The organism is Bacteroides sp. ET489, assembly GCF_030518095.1.
GTDB lineage: Bacteria > Bacteroidota > Bacteroidia > Bacteroidales > Bacteroidaceae > Bacteroides > Bacteroides ndongoniae.
Genome location: NZ_JAULLJ010000005.1, coordinates 25,199 through 49,696 on the forward strand (window position 1 = coordinate 25,199; position 24,498 = coordinate 49,696).

Genomic DNA, 24,498 nt, shown 5'->3' on the forward strand with positions numbered 1-24,498 from the left:
ACGACTTGCTTCCTGCTTTATTCGTTCATGTCCTGCCCGTTGCTCGTCAGGCAGGCCATGGCGATGCTGTAATACTTCGACAGTCCGCTGTCGCTGCGCGAGGGCAGCACCACCGGACAGATGGGGCCTTGCAGCAATCCGGCCATGTCGGCGTGCGAGAACAGGGAGACGGCTTTGTAGAAAGCGTTGCCCGACTCGATGTTGGGGAAGATGAGTACGTCGGCCTCGCCGTTGATGGGCGAAACGATGCCTTTGATGTCGCCGCTGGTCTTCTCGCAAGCAGTCTTCACGTCCAGCGGACCGTCGATGATGACGTTGCCGAATTCGCCGGCTTCGGCCAGTTCGACGATGTTCACATAGTCCAGCGAATGGGGGAACTTGGCGCTCACCTTCTCCGTACAGTGTATCAGGGCGATGCGCGGCTGCTCGATGCCGAAATGGCGGCAGGTACGGATGGCATACCAGATCATCTCAATGCGCTGCTGCAACGTAGGCCGCGGGATGACGGCGGCATCGGAGAAGAACAGCAACTTGTCGTACGTAGGAATCTGCATCACGGCCAGGTGGGTCAGTATCTTGCCCTTGGGCAACAGGCCTTTTTCCTTATCCAGAATGGCATGCAGCAGGTTGTCGGTGTTGATGATACCTTTCATCAGAATGTCCGCCCCGCCTTCGCGCACAATGCGCACCGCCTCGCGGGCAGCCTCGTCGGGGTCTTCAACGTGCAGCGTGTGCACATGGTCGGGATAGTTCTTCAGAGTAGGATATTTCTCCAGAATGGCCGAATCGCCAATCATCAGAAATTCGGCTATGCCTTCTTCCAAAGCGCGGCTGATGGCATATTCCGTATTGGGGTCATTGGCACAAACAACGGCTATGCGTTTCCTTTTATTCAAAGTTCTCAAGTGGGCGGTCAACTGATCAAAATTCCGAATAGGTTCCATAACGTTAGATTTTTAGCAAATATCTGAAAAAATGTCGAAAATCAAAGCATACGACAGGGTAAAATTTCGTTCTGATAATATCATTTTGACAGAATAGCGACAAAACAAACATTTTTTATGAAAAACAGGCAAGCCAGCCCAAAGGTTTGCCGCCCGCAACACTCCAGTATGCCCGGTTTATTCTCACAAGTATGAGAAGGATGTTCTCATAGGCATGAGAATAGTTTTCTCACAGTTATGAGAATAGTCTTCTCATAGGCGTGAGAACACTTTTCTCTCAGCGTGAGAACTGTTTTCTCCGCTGGAGAAAAGATTCTTCTCGTTGCGGGAAAAGAAAACCGACTGATACACAGCCGCCACAAAAAAACTAACCCCACCTTGTTTGCCCTGTGGCGAAATTGTGTACTTTTGCGGAAAAGTAGACGAAAAAGATATGAACAGCCTTATTTTCCCACCCTATCTGCACGAGGGCGACCGCGTAATCATCCTCTCCCCCTCGGGCAAAATAGACAAGGCCTTCCTGAAAGGAGCCCGGAAACGGCTCGAATCCTGGGGGCTGGAAGTGGTCATGGCCCGACATGCAGGCGGCTCGAACGGCACCTATGCCGGCACCATACAGCAACGGCTCGACGACCTGCAGGAAGCGATGGACGACGAGACGGCCAAAGTCATCTTCTGCAGCCGCGGCGGATACGGAGCTGTGCACTTGGTGGACAAGCTCGACTTCGCCCGCTTCCGCCAGCACCCGAAGTGGCTCGTCGGTTTCAGCGACATCACCGCCCTGCACAACGTGTTTCAGGCCAACGGATTCGCCTCGCTTCATGCTCCCATGGCACGCCATCTGACCGTGGAGCCCGAAGACGACTTCTGCACACAAGCCCTGCGCGATATCCTCTTCGGACGAAATGCCGCCCTCCGGACCGAGGACAACGACGGCACCGCTTTCGACTACGTATGTCCTGCCCATAAGCTGAACCATACGGGTACCTGCCAAGGCACGCTGCGCGGCGGCAATCTGGCCGTCTTCTACGGACTGCGCGGCACGCCCTACGACATTCCGCCCGAAGGCACCGTCCTCTTTATAGAAGATGTGGGCGAACGGCCGCACGCCGTGGAGCGGATGATGTACAACCTGAAACTAGGAGGCGTGCTCGAACGGCTTTCGGGCCTCATCATCGGACAGTTCACCGAATACGAGGAAAACAAGTCGCTCGGCAAAGACCTGTACGGCGCACTGGCCGACGTGGTGAAGGAGTACGACTATCCCATCTGCTTCAACTTCCCCGTAGGCCACGTCACCATGAACCTGCCGCTGATAAACGGCGCCGGTGTCAGGCTGGAAGTGGGCCGGAAAGAAGTCAGGCTGAACTTTTAACCCTTAACTATTAACTCAAGTTTCGCACTTGCGAAACTTTCAGGAGTTAAAGAAGTTAAAAGGAGTTATCGCCCGTCTTGGACGGGCTTAGGAGTTAAAAGCCAATAGAGAAGCAAACAGCTCACAATGTATCGGCTTAACTCCTTAACTTCTTAACTCCTTAACTACAACCGATTAATAAACTTGAGAAACTTAAATTGTTCATTTTTAATTGCCAATTACCAATTTATCAACAATGAAACGTCACTACACCTTACTTTCATGCTGCCTGTTGCTGGTGTTCGCAACCGTAGCATGCAGCAGCAATAAGAAATCGGCCGCCGACCAGACAGAAGACGTCGCTAAAGAAAAGGTCAACGTGCCGACCTTCAATGCCGACAGTGCTTACCAGTACGTGAAGACACAGGCCGACTTCGGTCCCCGCGTGCCCAACACCACTGCCCACAAAGCCTGCGGCGAATACCTGGCTTCCAAGCTGGAGCAGTTCGGAGCCAAAGTCTACAACCAATACGCCGACCTCGTGGCCTACGACGGCACCCTGCTGAAGTCGCGCAACATCATCGGTGCCTACAACCCCGACAGCCGCCGGCGCGTACTGCTCTGTGCCCACTGGGACAGTCGCCCCTATGCCGACGAAGACGATGACGCCAAGAAGCATCAGACGCCCATCATAGGAGCCAACGACGGAGCCAGCGGTGTAGGCGTACTGCTGGAAGTTGCGCGCCAGCTGCAACGGCAAGCACCTACCATCGGTATCGACATCATCTTCTTCGATGCCGAAGACTACGGCATTCCTACCTTCTACAAAGGTCAGTACAAAGCCGACACTTGGTGTCTGGGCTCGCAATACTGGGGACGCATGCCTCACGTAGAGAACTACAACGCCCGCTACGGCATCCTGCTGGACATGGTAGGCGGCAAGAACGCTACCTTCTATCAGGAACTCTTCTCCAAGCGCACAGCCAGCAAGCAGGTAAAGAAGATCTGGGACGCTGCCCACCGTCTGGGCTTCGAAAGCTTCTTCCCCAAGCAGGACGGCACCGAAGTGACCGACGACCACATGTACGTCTACAACCTACGTAAGATTCCCTGCGTGGACATCATCAACTACGACCCCAACTGCGACACCGGCTTCGGCGACTTCTGGCACACCACCGACGACAATATGGACGTGATAGACAAAGGTACGCTCAACGCCGTTGGCCAGACAGTGCTGGAGGTGATTTATAACGAGAAGTAAACTTAAGGGACGAGGGGACAAGTTGACAAGGGACAAGTTGACGAGTGAACAAAGGGAGTGGTTAACGAGGGAACAAGGAGACAAGGGAACAAGCCCACCCCTCGTAGTCTGAAGCCTCGTCCCCTCGTCAACAAAACTCTCCCTTCCTCGTAGCCTCGTTAACTCGTCAACTTGTCAACTAAACTAAAAACTAAAGAACTTAAAAACTAAAAACCTCACAATATGACCATCAACGAAATGCAAGACGAAGTAATCGCCGAATTCAGCGATTTCGACGATTGGATGGACCGCTACCAGTTGCTCATCGACTTGGGCAACGAACAGCCCCCACTTGACGAAAAGTACAAGACCGACCAAAACCTGATTGAAGGTTGCCAAAGCCGCGTATGGCTGCAAGCCGACGAACAGGACGGCAAAATCATCTTTCAGGCCGAAAGCGACGCCCTGATCGTGAAAGGCATCATTGCCCTGCTCATCAAAGTGCTTTCCGGCCACACCCCCGACGAGATACTGGAAGCCGACCTCTACTTCATTCCTCAGATCGGCCTGCAAGAACATCTTTCCCCCACCCGCAGCAACGGCCTGCTGGCTATGGTAAAGCAGATGCGGATGTATGCGCTGGCGTTTAAGGCGAAGGAAGGATAAAGCCTTGCGGATTTCAAATGAAGTACATGTCTTTTTAGGCACGGATTACACGGCAAAACACGGAGGGAGAAAAAGAATAAAAACAATCCGCGAATTTCCGTGTAATCCGTGCCTAAAGAAATAATATACCCTTAGTCACCCCCCTTCCGCCCACCGGCGCGCCTCCTCTACTACTTCCGCAGGATAACCGTACAGCTCGATGATGCGGATGGCATTACGTTCGGTCGCCGAACGATGACGGAAGTAAAGCATCTTTTCTACATCGGCTGTTTCCATCATCTATTCCTCCTCTCTGTATTCCAGAATATCTCCCGGTTGGCAGTCGAGCACCTTGCAGATGGCTTCGAGGGTAGAGAAACGGATGGCTTTTGCCTTACCAGTCTTCAGGATGGAAAGGTTGGCAGGAGTGATGTCTATCTTCTCGGCCAGCTCGCCCAAAGAAATCTTCCGGCGGGCCATCATTATATCCAAATTCACTACTATCGGCATAGGCAAAGTTTAAATGGTTAAGTCCTGTTCCTCTTTCAGTTTCACAGCACGGCGGACAATCTTACCGACAAACTGCAACAGGAAACCGAACAGCAGGATGGTTACCCAGTCCAACGAATAGTTCCAGCTGTCGCTCAAACTATCACTCTCGCGTACAATCCCATTGCGTATCAGCATCAGCAGAATGATGAAATAACCGCTTGTCTCCAACAAATTGGCCGTCTTATGGCTCAACAGGTTCCGGCAATCCAGCCGCAAGATGTTTACACAAAGCACTACCAAGGCCAGCAGGTTGCAGACATACGCCCAACCCAGCAAACGTTCATCGCCGCCTGCCTGTATCAGGCCGATTACCGGAACAGTATAATAGGCTATCACTGACAGCAATACGATACATACAATCCAAGGCAAACTGCCCATATCCTTGTAGCGCTGATACAACTTCTTAAATATTTTCATATCTATAATCCTCCCTTTATCATATCAACCATGTAGTGCAATGCTTCACCCAACGGTAATACAGATACGACCAACCATAAATCCAAACTATTCCTCCGTAAATACGGATAAACTTAGCGTCTTTATCTACCCACAGGTTCATCACCAGAAAAAACACAAACGCTGCTACCATCAACGTCAACACAAGAAAACCGATGTAGCAGACACCTGCTACCCATTTGCGGTCGGTATGAAAAATAGTACTCATAGTTCTTCAATTTAAATTTAGTTGACGAGTTGAAAAGACTTCAGACCACGAGGCCTTGTGGTCTTGTCAACTTGTCTCCTTGTCAACTCATCCTCCGTCTCCTCGTCAACTCATCCCTCGTCTCCTCATCAACTCATCAGATTGTCAAGTCCTGCTCCTCCTGCATCCGTATGCCAATTTTGAACAGGCAGGCAATGAACAGGAAGAAGACACCCAGTAACAGATAAACCATCGGAATGGTGTTTCCACCCACAGCATCAGACAAAAAAGCATTGAAGACCATTTGCAAGATACCATTACACTCCAGCACTACCCCAATAGCCATAATAAAATCTGAATTTAGCTTGGTAAAGACCTGCCCTTTCTTCACGTTACGCAGCATCAGATAAATAAGTACACTGCATACGGCCATTGCTATCAGCGTCACATTCTCGGGTAGCAGCTTCACAATCAAGTTGTCGGTATCGTCCTTCCCCAAATCGTAGCATAAATTCAGATTACGAAAAAAGACGAAAAGCAGACAGCTGACACATACTATCATCAGACAAAACATCACAAACTCCAGTTCTTCCTTCGAATTTTTCTTTATTCCGAAAATCCCTTTCATATCTTTATTCCTCCTTTATATAGTCAAATCCTGCTCCTCCTTCATCTTCAGCCCGATGGCAAAGACTTCGGCCACAATGAGGGAAATCAGTCCCAACAACAGATTAGTCACCTTGACCGAATCGGAAAGTATCAGCTCGTAAGACTCTAACGAGAATGCCTCGCGCAGGTTGCAAAGCGCCATGTATTCGGGCAACAGGACGCAGACAAAACCTACGATGAGCAGAATGCCCAAACGACGCAGGCGACGGACGTTGCGCCAGTTGAAGATATCCGAACGGTTGACCGACACCACAATGCGGATGAACAGCACCAATGCCCAGACGTTGGCCACCAGCACTAAGAAGCCCATCACCGTAGATACGACCTTCTGCCAGACGGGTGTCTCCACCGGCACGCTGATCATCAGGTTCGAGTAGGCCATCGGGACGTATTGCCCCGTCTTTTCGTTGCGCACAGAGTCGGTGAAGAACTCTCCCTTCCATTCACTCAGGAGTTTGGGAAGCAAAGAGACGGTTCTCATGTTATTCACCTCTTCCAGTTTGACACTGCTTTTACCTTCCTCCATTTCGCGCGCAGCATCCAATCCCATCTGGACGCCTTTTGTCATACCCAGCCCCATGTAATAGAGCGACACGCCTACCGACCAGCTCATCACCAACAGGACGATGGCACAAAGGATATTCAGTCTTCTTTTCATAGCTTGTTATCTGTTGTTGTTTTCGTTGCAAAAAGTTGAAAGGCACTCAGTTTCTTCACCGAAAGGAGGAACAGGACAAGCGCCACAACCGTCACAGCCACCACCAACGGTGTACCTAACAGTTCGGTCATGCTGCCGGCCTCGGGATAGTTCAGACTGAGGAAAACCGAGAGGCTGTTGTTCAGAATATGAATCAGGATGCAGGCCACCAGACTCCGCGTACGCCAGTAAAGCCAAGCCAGCAGAATGCCTATCAGCGCTGCACTGACCACTTGAACAGGATTGATATGGACAATGCCGAAAAGCAAACCCGAAATCAGAATCGCCTTGGTCGGAGCATACTTCTGCAACAGGGCTTTCGTAATGGCTCCACGGTAGAGCAATTCTTCCAGTATTGGCCCTAACACAGCAATGCAAAGAATGCCCAACCAGCCGGACTGCAGCGCGTCGAACGTCTGTTTCATCAAGTCGGGCAGAAAACCCAGTTGCGACACCAGCGCATCGGTCAGGAAAAGACCGGCCACACCGGCCAGCAGACTCCACGTCAGGCATGACGGGGTAGTAAGCGAATACATCAGCCCGTCATCGTCCAAGTGGCCTTTTCTCCACAAATAAAGCATCATGTAAACGATTCCCAACAACAGGGTCGGAGCCACAGTCAGCTTCTGCGCCACTTCCGCATCCATGCTGCCGGTTGTGATATAGACATAAAGCATACAGAACGGGCCTGCGGTCAGTGCGCCCAATATCTGCATCAGAAAATAAATCAATGCCAATTTTATCGCTGTCTTCATTGTCGTTCTTCCTTTTTAAGTGATGTCTGTAAAAACACAATTATTACTTTAATCCGTTACGAAGCACTTACTTTACAACCAACAGCTGTACGCAACCTTTACTCTGTCCCACTTTTACCCCCGCATGGCCTTTGCCTTGCTGCCATGCATTGATGGCAATTACATTGACCAGTCCTGCTACCGCTATAATCGCCGTCATAACCAAAGCCTTCATATTACTACCTGTTTAAATGAATACTGTTTTTTGTTTTCAATTCCGTTTTTCGATAATCATTTATCGTTTTTCGATATGCAAATGAAATACTATTTTAGGAGAAAACAAAAGAAAAACAGAAAAAAATTATCGAAAAACAATAAATTTAATCTGTTTTGCAATAATACAAAGCTGAAAAGAGAGAAAACAAGCAGGAATATACCGGTTCAATCACAGCCCCATCTCTCAGGTAGAGACGCAAAATTTTGCGTCTCCCCAACACGCTACAGCTACAAACACAGCAATAGAAAGGCTGCGTAAAGGATGGTGTGTCGAAACTTAGTATAGTATCTAACTCCCCTCCTTTTGAAAGGAGGGGTGCCCAACGGGCGGGGTGGTAGGTTTTACGACACGCTGTATATTAACACTTTATGTTTTCACCTACCACCTCCCCCTTCGGGTACTCACCCCCTCTTAACTCCCCCGTTATCTGGGGAGAACAACCTTCCAGAAAGAGGAGAGTTTCTGATACCTTTGTTTCACATAGGAATGAACTCCTGATAACCAACCATCAACGTTTAGCAAACACCAGGTTGTGAAGCTCGCAGAGGGAGCGGTCGGCCGTGGGCGACGAAAAGACGAAGAACAAAGCCTGCTTGCCCTTGAACTCCTTGACTTTGGAGACACTGATACGCATCTCGGTAATCTGCTGCGGGGCATCTTTGCTGAGACGCAGCGTACCAACCTTCACTCCGCCACGGCTCGTCCAGGGACTGCCCACCATGACATCGATGGTCCCCTCCATACCCAGTGGCTTAAGGCAGAGCAGCAGTTCCGCATCCTTGTCGGGATCGAGAAGGTCGAAGTTGAAGTACTTGTAGCCTACGATAGAGCCTGCCGTATTGTTCACTACCGGATTGCTGTTGACACGCAGGTTGTAGGGATCGTCGAAGTTCGTGGCATCGCCATAAGTGGGCTGCACGTACGAACCTGAGAAATAGAAGTTGGGCCATTCGTGATAAGCCGGACGCGGCCCCGTGTAGTAACAGGCAATACCGGCCGAATAGCGTTTGTAAGGATTCAGCCCGTCCGTCTCGAAACCTTCGGACGTATATTCCCCTTCCGTGATCTCCACCTTGCCACCCGCTCCTTCGGTCACCTTCACCTCAATGGGGGCCACCATGGCCTGGCGGGCATACTCGTTGGTACCACACTGACGATGGTAGAACACGTACCAGCGGCCATTGATTTCGACGATACTGCCATGCGTGTTTCCGCCCGGCGTAGCTGTCAGAATGGGCTTGCCATCGGCATCCACATCGCGACCGCGACCGTCGATCAGCGTGCCGCCGTAAGTGAAAGGCCCCAGCGGATTGTCGCTATAGGCATAGGCCAGCGTATAATTGGTGCCGGGGAAACCGAACTCGCCTTCGGCCGTCCAACGGCTGTAAATGAATACATATTTATCCTTGATCTTACGGATGGACGATGCCTCGAAGAAGCGGAACACGCCGTCCTGCTTGCGGCTCGATACCATGTCTTTCACGGGTTGAGTACCGGGCTTCACGGTAGCCATTGTGGCAGGATCCAGCTCTGCACCCCACGACTCTTCGAAACCCCAGTAGCCGTACACACGACCGTCGTCATCGACCATTACCGCAGGGTCGAAAGCCAGCACGCCAGTTGCCGCTTTGGGCGACTCTTTACTCCAGTTGCATACCCGGAAAGGGCCGTCGGGACGATCTGCCTTGGCCACCATGCCGTTGCGTCCGCCTGCCTGATTGTTCGGATAGAGATAATACGTCTTTTTCCCGTTTTTGTCTTTCACTTCCACCACGTCGGGAGCATAGAGCACGTCGCCCACACCACCGGCATTCAGCCATTCACCACGAGCGTCGGTCTTCGACTCGAAGATAATGCCGTCGTAGCGCCAGTTGTTCAGATCGTCCACCGGAGCCGACCACACCACCTGCTCGCGTCCGCAGTACTCCGTCTTCATGGAGTCGTGCGAACCATAAACATAAACACGATACTTGCCCGGATGATCGGGATCTTCGAATACATAAGGTTCACCATCGGGAATGTATTCCCACAAAGGAAGGTAAGGATTGGCTGCCAGCACCACATCGGTCTGAAACCAGGACAAGGCTCCTAACAGAGCCAGTACAATCGTACGGATTGAGTAGTTTTTCTTGTTCATGTGTATTATAATTAAGTTATTCAAGTCCCCACATTCGTCTACCGCAAATATAGGAGATTTCTTTGAATAACGTTTCACATCCGGAACCTTTTTGGTAATGTTTCACCGCAAACTGCTGTCCTGTTGCGTATTACAGTGAAAGGTGAAACATGGAACATAGTAATTAACGGCTGTGTGAAGGGTGAAACGAGCCTTCCGAAGCTCTCTTCCGAAAGACTTTTTTCAGACGCTTGCTCCCCTCGTGAGCGACACTTGCAATCCATTTGTTCGACACTTGCACGGCTCGCGAGCCGTGCAAGTGTTGCTCGCGAGCCGTGCAAGTGTCCTGGAAAGCCCTTTTCTGAGGGTGTAAAATGCAGGTAATATAAGTGATTTCCGCTTCACGCTTTACGCGAAAAGCAACTGCCGTGCCACAGCTTCATCCTTATGAAGCTGAGCCACGAGCTCGTCTACCGAAGCAAACTTCAGTTCGTCGCGAATGCGGCGTGCAAAGGAAAGGCGGAGCGGATGGTTGTAAATATCGGCTTGAAAATCGAAGATGTAGACCTCGATACTGCGGTCGGGACCGTTGTCCAGCGTAGGGCGATAGCCTATGCTCAGCATACCGCCATACTGACAGCCGTCAACCGTCACCCGAACGGCATACACCCCGTCAGCAGGAACCAGTTTGTCAGCCTCGTCCACCCGAAGGTTGGCAGTAGGGAAACCCAGCGTATGCCCCACCCGATAGCCGCTTACCACCGTACCTTGCAGAAAATAATCGTACCCCAAACCACGCGCTGCCCCTGACACGTTGCCAACGCTGAGCAGACGGCGGATGCAGGAAGAACTGACTTCGCTGCCATCCTCGTCGCAGTAGTAGGCCGAAGCCGGAAGTACCTCCATGCCCAGTTCGGCACCGTAGCGCACATAGTCGTCGAAACCTTCGCTGCGGTTGTGCCCAAACCGGTGGTCATAGCCTATCACCAAAGCCTGAATCTGATACCGCTCTTTCAGCAGGGCCATGAAGTCGTGCGCCGAACAGCAAGCCAGTTCGGGGGTGAAATCGAGCATCAGACAATAATCAACACCTGTAGCAGCCAGCAGTTCTTCCTTTTCGCGACAGGTAGTCAGCAACTGCGGACAGTATTCGGGCTGCATCACCTTGCGCGGATGCACTGGAAACGTCACCACAGCCGACGCACAACGACGCTCAGCGGCCATAGCACACACCTGTTCGATCAGGAACCGGTGTCCCCGATGCACCCCGTCGAAGAAGCCGATGGTAGCTACTTTCGGGCAATTATCTGAAAAGTGGTCTCCAATCTTCATGAGGTTTCGGAGTATAAGTAGACAGTCCCAGCGATGCGGCCGACTGGCAATTCTCTGCCGAGTCGTCGATAAACAGGGTTTCTCCGGCACGCATACCGGCATCGGCCAGCACACGGCGGAAAATCTCGGCATCGGGTTTTGCCAGACGCATTTCGTAGGACAGGTAGATGCGTTCGAAGTAATCGTCTACTCCGTAGTCCTTGTAGCGGAACGCGTTGGCGCACGACCACAGCCAGTGAATCTCGTTGGTGTTGCTCAGCAAGCATACCCGATAATGACGGCGCAGCTCCAGCAACATGTCGAGTTTATAAGAAGGAATGCTGACGAGGAAGCTGTTCCAGGCATCATCTATCTCGGCATCGGTCAGCGGGCGGCTAGACTTCGCACGGATTTCGTCGCGAAACGCAGCACTGCTGATCAGCCCTTTCTCGTACTGCTGAAAGAAGTCCTGCTGATAGTACAGGCCCAGCATCTCTTCGACCCGCTCCAATCCCAACTGTGCGAAGCGTTCGACACAACGTCCGCGGTCAAGATCAATCAGCACACCGCCGAAGTCGAAAATCAGGTTCTTTATTTCTTTCTGTATCATTGTTTTTTCTGCATTAAACGGCGAACCAGACGTACAATCTCGCCCACCCACAATACCAGCGATGACGAAGCAATGATTGCCAGCCATGTCATTCCGTCGAGCGGTTCGGTACGGAATACCGGCCCACCAAACTGTACAATCAGGAACTGTCCTACCAGAATGGCCAGTACGATGAACTCCATGCCGTAGGACTTGGAGATACCCTTAAAGGCCGAATCGGTTGTACCGAACACACGGGCGTTGAAGAGGTTCCAGAATTGGAGCATCACAAAGAAGGTGAAGAAAATGGTCAGTTCACGCACCGTCATGCCCTGCCGTTCGAAATAGAGCAGCATACCCATCAGCAGGCAGGCAAAAGCCAGTCCCACACCGAAGATCATCCGCTGCATTCCCGGAGTGATGATAAAGTCGGTCGGTTTGCGGGGTTTCTCCTTCATTACGCTTTCACTGGGCGGAATGGAAGCCAATGCCAAAGCGGCAAAGGTGTCCATGATGAGGTTCACCCACAACATCTGCGTCACGGTGAGCGGCAGGTCGGTACCCACCAGCGAACCCAGCAACACGATGAACAATGCAACGAAGTTGATGGTCAGCTGGAAGACAATGAAACGTTGTATATTTTTATAGAGCGAACGACCCCACATAACGGCAGTGCCGATACTGTTGAACGAATCGTCGAGCAAGGTGATATCGCTAGCTTCCTTGGCCACGGATGTACCCGTACCCATCGAAAGGCCTACCTGTGCATGGTTCAGGGCGGGAGCATCGTTCGTACCGTCGCCCGTCACAGCCACCACAGCCCCCTTTTGCTGAAGCAGTTGCACGAGGCGTTGCTTATCCGTAGGCCGTGCACGCGACATGATTTTCAGATCCATCACACGTTCCAGCGCTTCTTCGTCGGTCAGAGCGGCAAAGTCGGCTCCGGTGATGCGGTTACGTTCGGTATCTTCCGGTTTCCAGAGTCCTATCTGACGGGCAATTTCGGTAGCGGTGCCCGGCGTGTCACCTGTTACAATCTTCACACCGATACCAGCAGACTGACACTTCTGCACAGCGGCAGGCACATCGGGGCGGATGGGATCGCTGATAGCTACCACACCCACGAACGAAAGATCGCCGTCGGCAGCCAGAGTAGCGCAGTCGCGCGTATCGTCATCGGCCACTACCTTATAAGCAAATCCCAACGTACGCATGGCCATATTCTGATAGCCCAGCAACTGAGCCTCAACAGTCGGACGATAGGCTACGGCATCAGTGCGTCCGCTGTCCAGCACTACGTCCTTGCACTTGCCTAATACGATTTCGGGCGCTCCTTTCATATACAGTACTTTCTTACCCAACAGAGGCGACTGCACCAGCGTAGCCATAAATTTACGTTCGGTCGAGAAAGTCAGCTGATCGACCACCTGAGCCGCTTCGCGCAACTGCAGATAGTCTTTTCCCTGCGCATTGAGCCAAAGCAACAAAGCCACTTCGGTAGGATTGCCCACCCCTTTTACCTTCTCGCCGGGTGCAGCTTCTTCGAGGAAGGCCGTCGAGTTGGCACTGATACCTTCCTTCACCACACGGCTCAATTCGTCGTCGGCCAGGTCGCTGCGGTTCTTCAACCCATAGAAACTGGCCTCATACACCTGCATCTGGTTTTGCGTCAGCGTACCGGTCTTGTCGGTACAGATGACGGTGATGGCACCCATCGTCTCGCAGGCATGCATCTTACGCACCAGATTGTTGGTAGAAAGCATACGGCGCATGTTCAGTGCCAGGCTCAGCGTGACACTCATCGGAAGTCCTTCGGGCACAGCCACCACAATCAGCGTAACGGCCATCATGAAGTATTTCAGCGTGGCCTGCAGGGCGGGCAGCCAGTCGGCAAAGGTGTGGAACGAAGAGAAGTCGTAGAAGAGGATGACATCCTTCACAAAGAAGATGGCAAAAGCCAATCCAGCAGCCGTAAAACCGATCTTTCCGATCAGGTTGGCCAGCTTGGTGAGCTGTATATTAAGAGGTGTAGGTTCGGTGCTCTGTTCGGTGCTCTGACGGGCCACTTTACCGATCTCGGTTGCATCGCCTACTGCCTCGACACGCATCATGCCGTGGCCGTCGACCACCGTCGTACCTCGCAACACGCGGTTGGAAGCATACGTAGCTTCTTCATCGAAATCGGCTTCGACAGTTGTTTTCGAAACAACCGGCTCACCGGTCAGGTTGGATTCGTTGACTTGCAGAGAAACGGACTCCAGCAGATCGCCGTCGGCAGGTATTTCTTCACCGGTTTCCAACAGTACGACGTCGCCTACCACTACATCCTTGCGGGGCACTTCCTGTACGTGTCCGTTGCGTATCACCTTGACCAGCGTTTCTTCGTTGACGGCATTCAGCAGGTCGAACTTCTTGTTGGCATCGTATTCGAAGAAGAAACCGATACCGGTAGCCAGCAGAATGGCAGCTATGATACCGATGGTTTCGGCATACTCGTTCTCGACAATCGAGATAACCAGTGAAAACAAGGCGGCGACAAGCAGCACTTTTACGACAGGATCCTGAAATTTCTCCAAATAGAGTTTGAAAAGAGAAGGGCGTTTGGGAGGGGTCAGCAGATTCCCCCCGTGTTCGGCACGACTTCTGCGCACCTCTTCATCGGTCAACCCGACGTGATTGACATTTTCTTTCATTGCGCTCATGCAGATTGTTCATGTTTTAAATTAACTGAGCACAAAAATACAACAATAATTCAGACTGTTAATGCTATTAAATCTTTTTTAGGAAAGAGATATGCAACTGTCAGTGAACAATCAGACAGTTTTCTGTGTTTATAAACTGAGATTAATAAATTAAATTATTTACCACTTAAAAACGAATAGAAATATGGATAAATACATCTGCACCGTATGCGAATACATTTATGACCCTGAACTGGGTGATCCGGAAAACGGCATTGCGCCAGGTACCGCATTCGAAGACCTCCCCGACGACTGGGTATGCCCGCTGTGTGGCGTCGGTAAAGAAGATTTTGAGGTAACTCACTAAACCAGATTGAAATAACCGCAAAAGTCAAGGAAGAAGGCTTCGTCGTTACGAAGCCTTCTTTTCTTTGATATCACAACTGGCCTCTACCACATTCACCACATAGTCGCCCAGCTTCTCGCATTCGGCTATGATATCCATGTAGTGTACACCCATCTGGTAGCTATACTCCTTGTTGTTGACATCTACTATATTCTGATTCTTCAACTGGTTGCGATAGTTGTTGATTTCGTTCTCCAGGTTGTATGACTGGTTCACGTCGCTGCTCTGGTGATCGGTATGCTCGATAATCACAATCATCCGCTCCAGAGCCTCGTTCGTCAGATTCATCATCGTGTGAATGTGTTCGTACTGGCTTTCGGTAAAGTCCTGATTCGACTGCCGCTTGCGGTTGATGGTACGAGCCAGATTGTAACAACTGTCGCCGATACTCTCGATCTCGGTCACCTCGCGCAACATGGCCCGTATCTGCAGCTTACTTTCCGAGCTCAACCGCCCCTCAGAAACCGAATTCAGATAGTTGGCGATTTCCAGCTCCATGCTGTCGCTGATGTTTTCGTATTTTTCAATCCGACTGAACAGTTTCATAAAGTCGTCATCCTTCTCGGTATGAAGCAAATCGCGCACCATGCCAAACATGCGGTGAGTACGCTCGGCAAACAGGTGTATCTCCTTGCTGGCCTGCAGGATGGAGAGTTCTGCCGTGGACAGCATACCGCCCGAAATGAAACGCAAGCGATATTCCTCGTCCTGCTCCTTTAAAGGAATGATGGCACATACCGTACGCTCGATGAACTTGACAAACCAAATCAGCACCAGCACATTACAGATGTTGAAAGCCGTATGGAATGCCGAAAGTTTGAACGAAACAGCTACCGCAGGACTGTTGGTACCCATCACATTGTCCACAAACCAGGATACGGCGTTGGTGAAAGGCACAAACAGACATAACACCCATATCACACCAAACACGTTGAACACCAAATGGGCCAATGCTGCCCTTCGTGCCTGCGTATTTCCCGTCAATGCCGCCAGATTGGCCGTTATCGTGGTTCCAATATTCTCGCCCAACACAAGAGCCGCACCCAACTCAAAGCTGATCCAGCCGTTGGCACACATAATCAGTGTAATGGCCATCGTTGCCGCCGATGCCTGCACAATCATGGTCAGAACAGTACCGATAAGCACAAACAACAGAATGGACACAAATCCCATATCCGTATAGTTCTGCACAAATGCCAACATCTGGGGATTATCTTTCAGGTCGGGAGCATTGCTCTGAAGATAGGAAAGTCCCATAAACAGGAACGAAAAGCCGAAAATAAACTCACCAACCGACTTTCGGGAACTTTTTTGGGAAAACAGTAGAGGAATACCAAAAGCTAACAAAGGAAGGGCAAACGCTGCTATATCCACCTTAAAGCCCAAGGCCGATATGATCCAGGCCGTGACCGTGGTACCGATATTGGCTCCCATAATGACGCCGATGGACTGCGACAAGGTCAACAAACCGGCATTAACAAAACTAACCACCATTACGGTTGTAGCAGAAGAAGACTGGATAAGTGCTGTGATCAGCATACCCGTAAGAACACCTGTCACTCGGTTTGTCGTCATGGCGGTCAGAATCTTACGCAACCTGTCGCCCGCAAACTTTTGAAGCCCCTCGCTCATGATTTTCATTCCATACAGGAATAAAGCCAATGAACCCAGCAGCTTTAAAAAATCATAAAAAGAATATTCCATCTATAATTAATTAAGAGGTTTCATTGCTTCATGCATTATTAAGTCCTATATTTAGCGTATATTTACCATTAAAAAGGACTTTATGAAACACATGTTACAAATATGTTGCAAAAATAATAATATTTATAAAGAATTTCCTATCGGGAGCTCACTTTTGGATATTTATTACGGATTTAATCTTAATTTTCCCTACCAGGTCGTCAGCGCCAAAGTCAACAACCGCTCCGAAGGCCTGAACTTCAGGGTGTACAACAACAAGGATGTGGAGTTTCTGGACGTCCGCGACCCATCAGGAATGCGCACCTATGTCCGCTCCCTGTGTTTCATTTTGTACAAAGCTGTCAGCGAGCTGTTTCCCGAAGGCAAACTGTATGTCGAGCATCCGGTTTCGAAAGGCTACTTCTGCAACCTTCGTATCGGACGACCCGTCCAACTGGAAGACGTACAGGCCATCAAGAAACGCATGCAGGAAATCATCGCCGAAGACATTCCCTTCCACCGCACCGAATGCCATACGTCCGAAGCCGTCCGCGTCTTCAGCGAACGGGGAATGGACGATAAAGTAAAACTGCTGGAAACGTCGGGCTCGCTCTATACCTATTATTATACATTGGGCGACACCGTTGACTATTACTACGGCAACCTGCTGCCAAGCACAGGATTCATCAAGCTGTTCGACATCATCAAATACTATGACGGCCTGTTGCTGCGCATCCCCAACAAAGAAAATCCGAATGTTCTGGAAGAAGTGGTGAAACAGGAAAAGATGCTCGACGTATTCAAAGAACACCTACGCTGGAACCACATCATGGGACTGAGCAACGTAGGCGACTTCAACCTGGCTTGTGAAAACGGACATGCCACCGACCTCATCAACGTGGCTGAAGCTCTGCAGGAGAAAAAAATCGCACAGATCGCCGATGACATTTACCACCGGGGCGAGAATGGGAACCGTGTCAAACTGGTACTGATCTCCGGACCGTCCTCATCCGGCAAAACGACCTTCAGCAAAAGGCTCTCCGTACAGCTGATGACCAACGGACTGCGTCCTTACCCCATCTCGCTGGACGATTACTTCGTGGATCGCGAAGACACTCCGCGCGATGCGAACGGGAACTATGACTACGAATCGCTGTATGCACTCGACCTCAAGCTTTTCAACGAGCAGTTGCAGGCCTTGCTGAGAGGAGAAGAAGTGGAACTTCCGCGCTTCAACTTCACATTTGGGAAAAAGGAATTCAAAGGTGACAAGCTACGCATTGACGAGCACACCATCCTGATTCTGGAAGGCATTCATGCTCTGAATCCGGAACTGACACCACAAATTCCAGCCGAAAGCAAATACAAAATTTATGTCTCGGCGCTGACCACCATTTCACTGGACGACCACAACTGGATTCCGACAACCGACAACCGTCTGCTGCGCCGCATCATCCGCGACTTCAACTACAGAGGCTATTCGGCACAGGAGACCATCTCACGCTGGCCGAGCGTACGCGCCGGTGAGGACAAATGGATTTTCCCTTATCAGGAAAATGCTGACGTCATGTTCAATTCGGCCCTGCTGTTCGAGTTTGCCGTGCTTCGTTCACATGCCGAACCGATATTGAACAGCGTACCACGCAACTGTCCGGAATATGCCGAAGCATACCGCCTGCTGAAGTTCATCAAATACTTCATACCCGTACAGGACAAGGAAATTCCACCTACTTCCCTGTTGCGTGAATTCCTGGGAGGAAGCAGCTTTAAGTACTGACACTGCAAAGCAAATACAATCGGAAAAAGGACTCAAAAACATTATAACACAATGAAAAAACAGATAATAGCAGCCTGCCTGCTCATGATGCAGACAGCAAGTTGGGGCAAAGTCGTACTGCCCGAAATACTGAGCGACAACATGGTACTGCAACAGCAAACCGAAGTTAAGTTGTGGGGAAAGGCAAAAGCCAATGCACAAGTAAGCATCCGCCCATCGTGGGACAACCGCACTTACACGGCTACGTCCGATAAAGACGGAAAATGGATTGCCAAAGTACAGACGCCCCAAGCAAGTTACAATGCTTACAGCATTACATTCTCGGACGGCGAGACAACGCAACTCAACAACATCCTGATAGGTGAGGTGTGGTTCTGCTCAGGGCAATCGAATATGGAGATGCCTCTGGCCGGATTCTGGAATTGTCCGGTAGCAGGTGCCAACGAGACTATTGCCACCTCTGCCCAGTGGAAAGGCATACGGGTAGCTACCATCGAAAAGAACGGTCAGGTTGAACCTGTGGACAACTGCAAAGGAAGCTGGAAAGTCAGCTGTCCGGAAAATGCTCCGGCATTCAGTGCCACCGGCTTCCACTTTGCCATGATGATGAATCAGGTTCTCGATATTCCCATCGGTATCATAAACAGCAGCTGGGGAGGTTCTACTGTCGAAGGATGGCTTCCGCGCGACATCGTAACACAATATCCGGATATCAATCTGGAACGTGACATCCGCAAGGAAGAAGGACATGACTGGTGGCACTACATGAGCCCGACACTGATGTACAACGGCATGATCAAGCCCTTGCAAAACTATACCATCAAAGGATTTCTGTGGTATCAGGGTGAATCGAACGTAGGTAAGCACAAGACATACGCCGAGCGCCTGAAAACGATGGTCGAACTCTGGCGAAAAGAATGGGGACTGGGAGAACTGCCATTCTACTATGTAGAGATAGCCCCATACGGTTCCAGCGAAAACTACTATAGCGCATTGCTACGCGAAGCACAGTTCAATGCCCAAAAGATAATACCCAACAGCGGAATGATCTCGACCAACGACCTTGTAGAGAACTACGAACAATACAACATTCATCCGAAAGACAAAAGCAATGTCGGGAAACGGCTTGCTTACATGGCACTGAGCAAAACCTATCAGATAAAGGGAATTGAGGCTGTAGGCCCTGTGTACAAATCAATGGAGATAAAAGACGGAGCAGCCCTGCTTTCGTTCGACAATGCCGGCGGAGGCTTCAACCGTATGACCGACATACAAGGATTTGAAATAGCCGGCGAAGACAAAGTTTTCTATCCGGCAAAGGCAGAACTCAACGGAGGACAAATCAAAGTCAGCTCCGACAAAGTGCCTACCCCTGCCGCTGTACGCTACGGCTTCCGTGACTTCAAACCGGGTAACGTTGCCAACATTCGGGAACTCCCGCTTTATCCGTTCAGGACAGACAACTGGGAATAACCGTCGATACAGCAAGACATACAAGCCATACATAATACAAAATACAACTTGTTTCTCAAAAAACTAAAATTATCATAATGAAAAGAACAGTAATCATGCTCCTCCTGACAGCCTGGTGCTTCTTGGGAGGGGCATACGCTCAAAACAACGCCGACGACCTGCTAAAACAGGCGCAACAGAATCTGGCACAGAAGGAATACATCAAGTCGCGTTATCTTTTCCTGCAAGCCTACAATGCCTATGCTTCACAGGGAGCATACAGTAAAGTTGTGGAATGTGGAGTCAAAGTCAGCTCACTTTATCATCGGGAAAACTATTATAAAGAAGCTTTCGACATGCTGAGAAATACCGAAGCTGTGGTTTACACCGGAGAACAGAAAGAGAAAAAAGCATTCCCCGAACTTCGTTTTCCCATTATCAAGGAAAGATTGCAGATGTACATCAAACTGAAGAACCCTTCACGGGCCAAAGAACAGCTTGACCGGCTGGAAGAGACAGCCAAAGCAGCCCGGAATGATTCACTCAGCAACGATTTGCTATATACACAGGCTACCTATTATTACACTTTCGGCATGAATGCCCAAGGCGATGAAGCCATCAGCCGGCTGATAGGAAAATACAAAGTCCAAAAGAATTATGCCAAAGTAAACGACTGCTACAAGACCCTGATCGACATTGCCCGCAAAGCCAACAACTCGGCACTGGTGGCACGCACATACGACCAATACATCGTATGGAACGACTCTGTAAAAGCCTTGAACGCTCAAGACGAGCTGAACGCCCTGAAACGCAAATACGATGAAAGCCTGAACACCATTCAGGAAAAAGATGACTCGTTAAGTGCCAAACAGTATATTATCATCGGACTATGCGTATTGGCTGCGATACTGGCAGCAGTGTTGGTATTCGGAGCAATCGTCCTGTTGCGCTTCATCATGCTGACGCGTAAGCAGAAGAAAGCCATCAGCATTGCCAACGAGCACAATGAGCTGAAAACAAAGTTCATACAAAACATTTCTGCCCAAATGGAGCCGACATTGGATACACTGGATGCCAAACTGCCCGGAGTGAAAGCACTGCATGCATTCAACGCCCACATACAGGAACTGTCGGAACTGGAAAACAGCCTGGACGAACCTTACGAGATGGAGGAAAAGAACATATCAACCTTCTGTGAAAGCGTAATGGAGAAGATCAAAGACAAAACAAAATCCGATGTAACCCTGGCTGTCAATGCTCCCAAGCTGACCGTAAAAATCAATCCGGAACAGTTGGAGCATATCCTGCTACATCTGCTACAGAACGCTGCCGAATACACGCCGGCCGGCGGTAAAATATGGCTGGATCTCAAGAAACGTGGCGCACACACTCACCAGTTTATCGTAAGCGATACGGGATGTGGCATTGCCGAAGAAAAACGGGCTAATATCTTCAAACCGTTTGCCGAGGTAAAAGACTTGACTAAAGGCGACGGACTGGGATTGCCCATCTGTGCACTGATAGCAACCCGAATGAACGGTTCGCTGACACTGGACGAAAGTTATACAAAGGGGGCACGATTCATTTTGGAACTACATGCCTGACAAACTGAAAAAACGACTGCGGGTAACAGAAGACGATACGGCTTATGCCATTCTGCTTCATGTTACCCGCAGTTCTTTTTTTAATAGCTCTTGATTAACGTAATCAGCGCAATGCTTCTACTTCATCAGGAGTCAACGGAATCTTCTTACCCAAACGGCGTGCGCCCGTCTCGGTAATAAGGTAATCTTCTTCGTTGCGGATACCTCCGAAATGACGGTATTCCTCTACCTTATCGTAATTAATGAAATCGGCAAACTTCTTCTCTGCTTTCCACAGGTCTATCAGTTCGGGAATGAAATAAATGCCCGGCTCTACCGTATGTACGAAGCCCGGTTCCAACGGAATGGCCAAGCGCTGGCTCTTGCGGCCAAACTGGGTACTCTTGGGCTGTCCGTTATAGCCTACCCACTGTTCACCAAGGTTTTCCATATCATGTACATCAAGGCCCATCATGTGTCCCAATCCGTGAGGATAGAACAAAGCATGTGCTCCCTCGCGTACGGCATCTTCGGCATTGCCTTTCATCAGTTCCAGGTCTTTCAGACCCTCGACCATAACACGGGCAGAAAGGTCGTACACTTCCATATAAGGGATGCCCGGACGAAGTGCCTTAACCGACTCCAGATGCATGGCATTCTGTATCTCGTAAACAGCACGTTGGCGTGGTGTGAAGGTCTTGTCGACAGGAATGGTAGACGACATATCACCGCAATAGCCTGAAGGAAGTTCAGCACCTGCATCAATCAGGAACAAGTCTCCTGGTTTTACCTTATTGCCATAATAATGGTTGTGCAGGGTCTGTCCGTTGATGGTAGCAATGGTAGCAAACGAAAGGTCGCAATTGTTGCGCTGGGCTACGTGATTCATTTCAGCTACGACCTCGTATTCGTACATGTCCGGACGAAGCACCTTCATGGCCGTAATATGCATATCGGCTGTCACGTTGCAGGCTTTTTCTATTTCGGCAATTTCTTCGGCCGACTTATAATTACGCTGTGACACTACGGCCCGGATAAAAGGAACGGACCCTTCCTGACAGGCAGGTGCTATTCCCAGCCAGTCCATCAGTTTCAGCTTATGCTCGGCACGGTAAGGCGGCAGATAATGAACCGTACGTCCCTGCGCTACGGCCTTCTGCAAATAACCGGCTATCTCGGCATACGGACGAGTTTCGGTAATTCCAACTGCTGCAGCTTTCTCGTGCAGTGTCGGTTGTGTACCCATCCAGACAATGTGGTCAATGGTCAGTTCGTCTCCAAATATAATTTCCTTGTCTTCATCTACATCGATAATGGCAGAAAGACCTGCAAACGACAAGCCAAAGTAATAGAGAAAGGTGGAATCCTGACGGTAACGGAAAGTATTGTCCTCGTAATTCAGGCCTTGCTCGTCGTTACCCAAAAACAATAACACCCCCGAACCCATATTTTTTTTCAGCTGGGCTCTGCGCTGTACATAAGTTTCTTTAGCAAACATGGTGTTTCTATTTTTTATAAGTTGATTTGCAACAAATATAGTGAAACTCGCCCGATTTCGGATGGATTTAGGAAGAATAATGTAAACTATTGGGCTTTCAGGGAGATACGCAGCATTATTCCGCATTTGTAAATGTGTGCTTTGAAGCCGTTTTTTGAATAGTTAAGCGAAAAAATTGCTACCTATCCGTTGCCCATTCCAGTTGTATGGAGTTGTTTGAAAATCCTTTCTGCTCCGACCGTAAAGAACGCAGTTTCATCATTTTGGCTTAGCGAAGGTACTTATTTTTTTTGAGATATGAAAAATATAGGTTCCGGAAGTCAATGGTGATAGCTTTGTCGATGTCTGACGATATTTTACATGCCGATGATTAACTCTGTCTCTGTTAATTTTGCAAACAATGGAACAGATTATGAATCAGACAGATGTAAAGGTTTCGTTCTACCTTAAAAAGAGCGAGGCGGATGCCAGGGGAAACTGTCCCGTGATGGCACGGCTTATTGTCGGCAAGCACTCTGAAACAGCATTCAGTGTCAAGTTTCGTGTGCCACAGTCATTGTGGTCATCCGGACGGGCGTGTGGAAAAAGTGTTGCGGCAAGAGACATAAACAACAGACTGGATGAAATACGTGCTGCCGCGCTCGGCATCTATGCGGAACAATCTGCAATCCGTGAGGATGTAACAGCAGAGGATGTAAAGCATCAACTTTTGGGGATGGCTTCGGAACAAGAAACCCTATTAAGCTATTTCAGACTTTTCATTAGAAATTTCGAGAAACGCGTTGGGATCAATCGTACGGAAAAGACATTGAGGGCTTACCGCAATTCCTACAATCATCTGGTACGTTTTTTACAGATGCAATATAAGCTGTCAGATATCCCTTTTGCCGCATTGGACCGTTCCTTCATTGAAAAATATGACTTGTATCTACGTACGGAATGTTGTCTGGCTTCAGGCACAATAGTCAATCTTACCGTCCAACTGAAAACAATTGTCGGAGAAGCTATTGCTGACGGTATAATAACAGTATTCCCGTTTGTCGGATATGAACCGGTACATCCGAAACCGGAACAGAAATATCTCACCTCCGAAGAATTGAATAGGATTATGACAACACCTCTCCATGATCAGATTCTTTATCATGTGAGAGATATGTTCCTGTTTTCCTGTTATACGGGTATTCCCTATAGCGACATGTGTCTGCTGACAAATGAAAACCTTTCTCTCGCGGAAGATGGTACCTGGTGGATCAGGAGTTCTCGCAAGAAAACCGGTGTAGATTTTGAAATACCGCTTATGGAACTGCCGTTCCATATTATTGAAAAATACCGCGATATGGCTCCTGAAGGAAAGCTTCTCCCCATGTATTCCAACAGTTCATTGAATCGTTATCTGAAACGCATCGCCGAAATTTGCGGTATAGGACGTAAGCTGGTCTTCCATGCAGCCCGTCATACCTATGCGACAGAAATTACACTTTCCCATGGCGTACCGCTTGAAACGGTCAGCAAGATGTTGGGGCACAGTCGTATTGAGACCACACAGCATTACGCAAAGGTGACAGACAATAAGATAGATACAGATACGAAAGCATTGGATAAAATAATTGCTGAGCGGTTTTCTGTAGTTATTTGACAATGGCAAAA

23 protein-coding genes are annotated in these 24,498 nt (G+C 49.6%); 8 read left to right on the forward strand and 15 right to left on the reverse strand.

Translation table 11 applies throughout. The features are described 5' to 3' along the window. Window positions 1–17: 17 nt before the first annotated feature. Complete coding sequence (locus Q3C19_RS03985; protein WP_302727394.1) at window positions 18–944, reverse strand: phosphate acyltransferase; 927 nt, start codon at window positions 942–944, stop codon at window positions 18–20. Window positions 945–1,377: 433 nt separating this feature from the next. Here Q3C19_RS03985 and Q3C19_RS03990 point away from each other — a divergent pair, with 433 nt between their 5' ends. From Q3C19_RS03990 to Q3C19_RS04000, 3 genes are all read left to right on the forward strand, one after another. After that, a complete protein-coding gene (locus tag Q3C19_RS03990) occupies window positions 1,378–2,319 on the forward strand; it encodes an LD-carboxypeptidase (RefSeq protein WP_277121950.1) in 942 nt (313 codons plus the stop codon). 235 nt (window positions 2,320–2,554) lie between these two features. After that, a complete protein-coding gene (locus Q3C19_RS03995) occupies window positions 2,555–3,559 on the forward strand; it encodes a M28 family peptidase (protein WP_071148020.1) in 1,005 nt (334 codons plus the stop codon). Between the two features lie 222 nt (window positions 3,560–3,781). Next, complete coding sequence (locus Q3C19_RS04000; RefSeq protein WP_302727398.1) at window positions 3,782–4,204, forward strand: SufE family protein; 423 nt, start codon at window positions 3,782–3,784, stop codon at window positions 4,202–4,204. Between the two features lie 135 nt (window positions 4,205–4,339). On the opposite strand, the gene Q3C19_RS04005 is transcribed toward Q3C19_RS04000, so the two are convergent. The 12 genes from Q3C19_RS04005 to Q3C19_RS04060 all read right to left on the reverse strand — a co-directional run bounded on the left by Q3C19_RS04005 (window position 4,340) and on the right by Q3C19_RS04060 (window position 14,473). Continuing rightward, window positions 4,340–4,483, reverse strand: coding sequence for a hypothetical protein (locus Q3C19_RS04005; RefSeq protein WP_302727400.1), 144 nt, complete (start codon window positions 4,481–4,483; stop codon window positions 4,340–4,342). Continuing rightward, window positions 4,484–4,693: a helix-turn-helix transcriptional regulator gene (locus Q3C19_RS04010; RefSeq protein WP_022162894.1), complete on the reverse strand. Its 210-nt coding sequence runs from the start codon at window positions 4,691–4,693 to the stop codon at window positions 4,484–4,486. It abuts the gene before it with no gap. 9 nt (window positions 4,694–4,702) lie between these two features. Then, window positions 4,703–5,152, reverse strand: a complete 450-nt coding sequence (locus Q3C19_RS04015) for a hypothetical protein (RefSeq protein ID WP_302727403.1) — start codon at window positions 5,150–5,152, stop codon at window positions 4,703–4,705. 19 nt (window positions 5,153–5,171) lie between these two features. Then, complete coding sequence (locus Q3C19_RS04020; RefSeq protein ID WP_302727405.1) at window positions 5,172–5,399, reverse strand: hypothetical protein; 228 nt, start codon at window positions 5,397–5,399, stop codon at window positions 5,172–5,174. 136 nt (window positions 5,400–5,535) lie between these two features. Continuing rightward, complete coding sequence (locus tag Q3C19_RS04025) at window positions 5,536–6,006, reverse strand: DUF2975 domain-containing protein (RefSeq protein WP_302727407.1); 471 nt, start codon at window positions 6,004–6,006, stop codon at window positions 5,536–5,538. 15 nt (window positions 6,007–6,021) lie between these two features. Next, on the reverse strand, window positions 6,022–6,705 hold the full coding sequence (locus tag Q3C19_RS04030; RefSeq protein WP_302727409.1) for a DUF2975 domain-containing protein: 684 nt from the start codon (window positions 6,703–6,705) through the stop codon (window positions 6,022–6,024). Further along, complete coding sequence (locus Q3C19_RS04035; protein WP_277121936.1) at window positions 6,702–7,499, reverse strand: CPBP family intramembrane glutamic endopeptidase; 798 nt, start codon at window positions 7,497–7,499, stop codon at window positions 6,702–6,704. Before Q3C19_RS04035 ends, Q3C19_RS04030 begins: the two co-directional genes overlap by 4 nt. A gap of 67 nt (window positions 7,500–7,566) precedes the next feature. Next, window positions 7,567–7,713: a hypothetical protein gene (locus Q3C19_RS04040; RefSeq protein WP_302727412.1), complete on the reverse strand. Its 147-nt coding sequence runs from the start codon at window positions 7,711–7,713 to the stop codon at window positions 7,567–7,569. Window positions 7,714–8,263: 550 nt separating this feature from the next. Next, complete coding sequence (locus Q3C19_RS04045) at window positions 8,264–9,892, reverse strand: family 43 glycosylhydrolase (protein ID WP_302727414.1); 1,629 nt, start codon at window positions 9,890–9,892, stop codon at window positions 8,264–8,266. Between the two features lie 387 nt (window positions 9,893–10,279). Further along, window positions 10,280–11,203 carry a bifunctional riboflavin kinase/FAD synthetase gene (locus tag Q3C19_RS04050; protein WP_302727416.1) on the reverse strand — a complete coding sequence of 308 codons (924 nt, stop codon included), beginning with the start codon at window positions 11,201–11,203 and terminating at the stop codon, window positions 10,280–10,282. Then, window positions 11,175–11,792 carry an HAD family phosphatase gene (locus Q3C19_RS04055; protein ID WP_277121927.1) on the reverse strand — a complete coding sequence of 206 codons (618 nt, stop codon included), beginning with the start codon at window positions 11,790–11,792 and terminating at the stop codon, window positions 11,175–11,177. Before Q3C19_RS04055 ends, Q3C19_RS04050 begins: the two co-directional genes overlap by 29 nt. Next, window positions 11,789–14,473, reverse strand: a complete 2,685-nt coding sequence (locus Q3C19_RS04060) for a calcium-translocating P-type ATPase, PMCA-type (protein WP_302727418.1) — start codon at window positions 14,471–14,473, stop codon at window positions 11,789–11,791. The genes Q3C19_RS04055 and Q3C19_RS04060 overlap by 4 nt, the downstream gene beginning before the upstream one ends. A gap of 184 nt (window positions 14,474–14,657) precedes the next feature. On the opposite strand from Q3C19_RS04060, the gene rd reads away from it, so the two are divergent. Next, window positions 14,658–14,819, forward strand: a complete 162-nt coding sequence (gene rd, locus Q3C19_RS04065; RefSeq protein WP_071148031.1) for a rubredoxin — start codon at window positions 14,658–14,660, stop codon at window positions 14,817–14,819. 45 nt (window positions 14,820–14,864) lie between these two features. Here the strand turns inward: rd and Q3C19_RS04070 are convergent, their stop codons facing one another. Next, window positions 14,865–16,562, reverse strand: coding sequence for a Na/Pi cotransporter family protein (locus Q3C19_RS04070; RefSeq protein ID WP_071148032.1), 1,698 nt, complete (start codon window positions 16,560–16,562; stop codon window positions 14,865–14,867). Window positions 16,563–16,644: 82 nt separating this feature from the next. Here Q3C19_RS04070 and Q3C19_RS04075 point away from each other — a divergent pair, with 82 nt between their 5' ends. The 3 genes from Q3C19_RS04075 to Q3C19_RS04085 all read left to right on the forward strand — a co-directional run bounded on the left by Q3C19_RS04075 (window position 16,645) and on the right by Q3C19_RS04085 (window position 21,374). Then, window positions 16,645–18,318, forward strand: coding sequence for a nucleoside kinase (locus tag Q3C19_RS04075; RefSeq protein WP_302727422.1), 1,674 nt, complete (start codon window positions 16,645–16,647; stop codon window positions 18,316–18,318). 51 nt (window positions 18,319–18,369) lie between these two features. Beyond that, window positions 18,370–19,791: a sialate O-acetylesterase gene (locus tag Q3C19_RS04080; RefSeq protein ID WP_302727424.1), complete on the forward strand. Its 1,422-nt coding sequence runs from the start codon at window positions 18,370–18,372 to the stop codon at window positions 19,789–19,791. Window positions 19,792–19,868: 77 nt separating this feature from the next. After that, window positions 19,869–21,374 carry a HAMP domain-containing sensor histidine kinase gene (locus tag Q3C19_RS04085; RefSeq protein WP_302727426.1) on the forward strand — a complete coding sequence of 502 codons (1,506 nt, stop codon included), beginning with the start codon at window positions 19,869–19,871 and terminating at the stop codon, window positions 21,372–21,374. 103 nt (window positions 21,375–21,477) lie between these two features. On the opposite strand, the gene Q3C19_RS04090 is transcribed toward Q3C19_RS04085, so the two are convergent. Continuing rightward, complete coding sequence (locus Q3C19_RS04090; protein WP_302727428.1) at window positions 21,478–22,851, reverse strand: aminopeptidase P family protein; 1,374 nt, start codon at window positions 22,849–22,851, stop codon at window positions 21,478–21,480. Between the two features lie 412 nt (window positions 22,852–23,263). On the opposite strand from Q3C19_RS04090, the gene Q3C19_RS04095 reads away from it, so the two are divergent. Beyond that, on the forward strand, window positions 23,264–24,487 hold the full coding sequence (locus Q3C19_RS04095; protein ID WP_032944613.1) for a site-specific integrase: 1,224 nt from the start codon (window positions 23,264–23,266) through the stop codon (window positions 24,485–24,487). The last annotated feature ends 11 nt before the right edge of the window (window positions 24,488–24,498 follow it).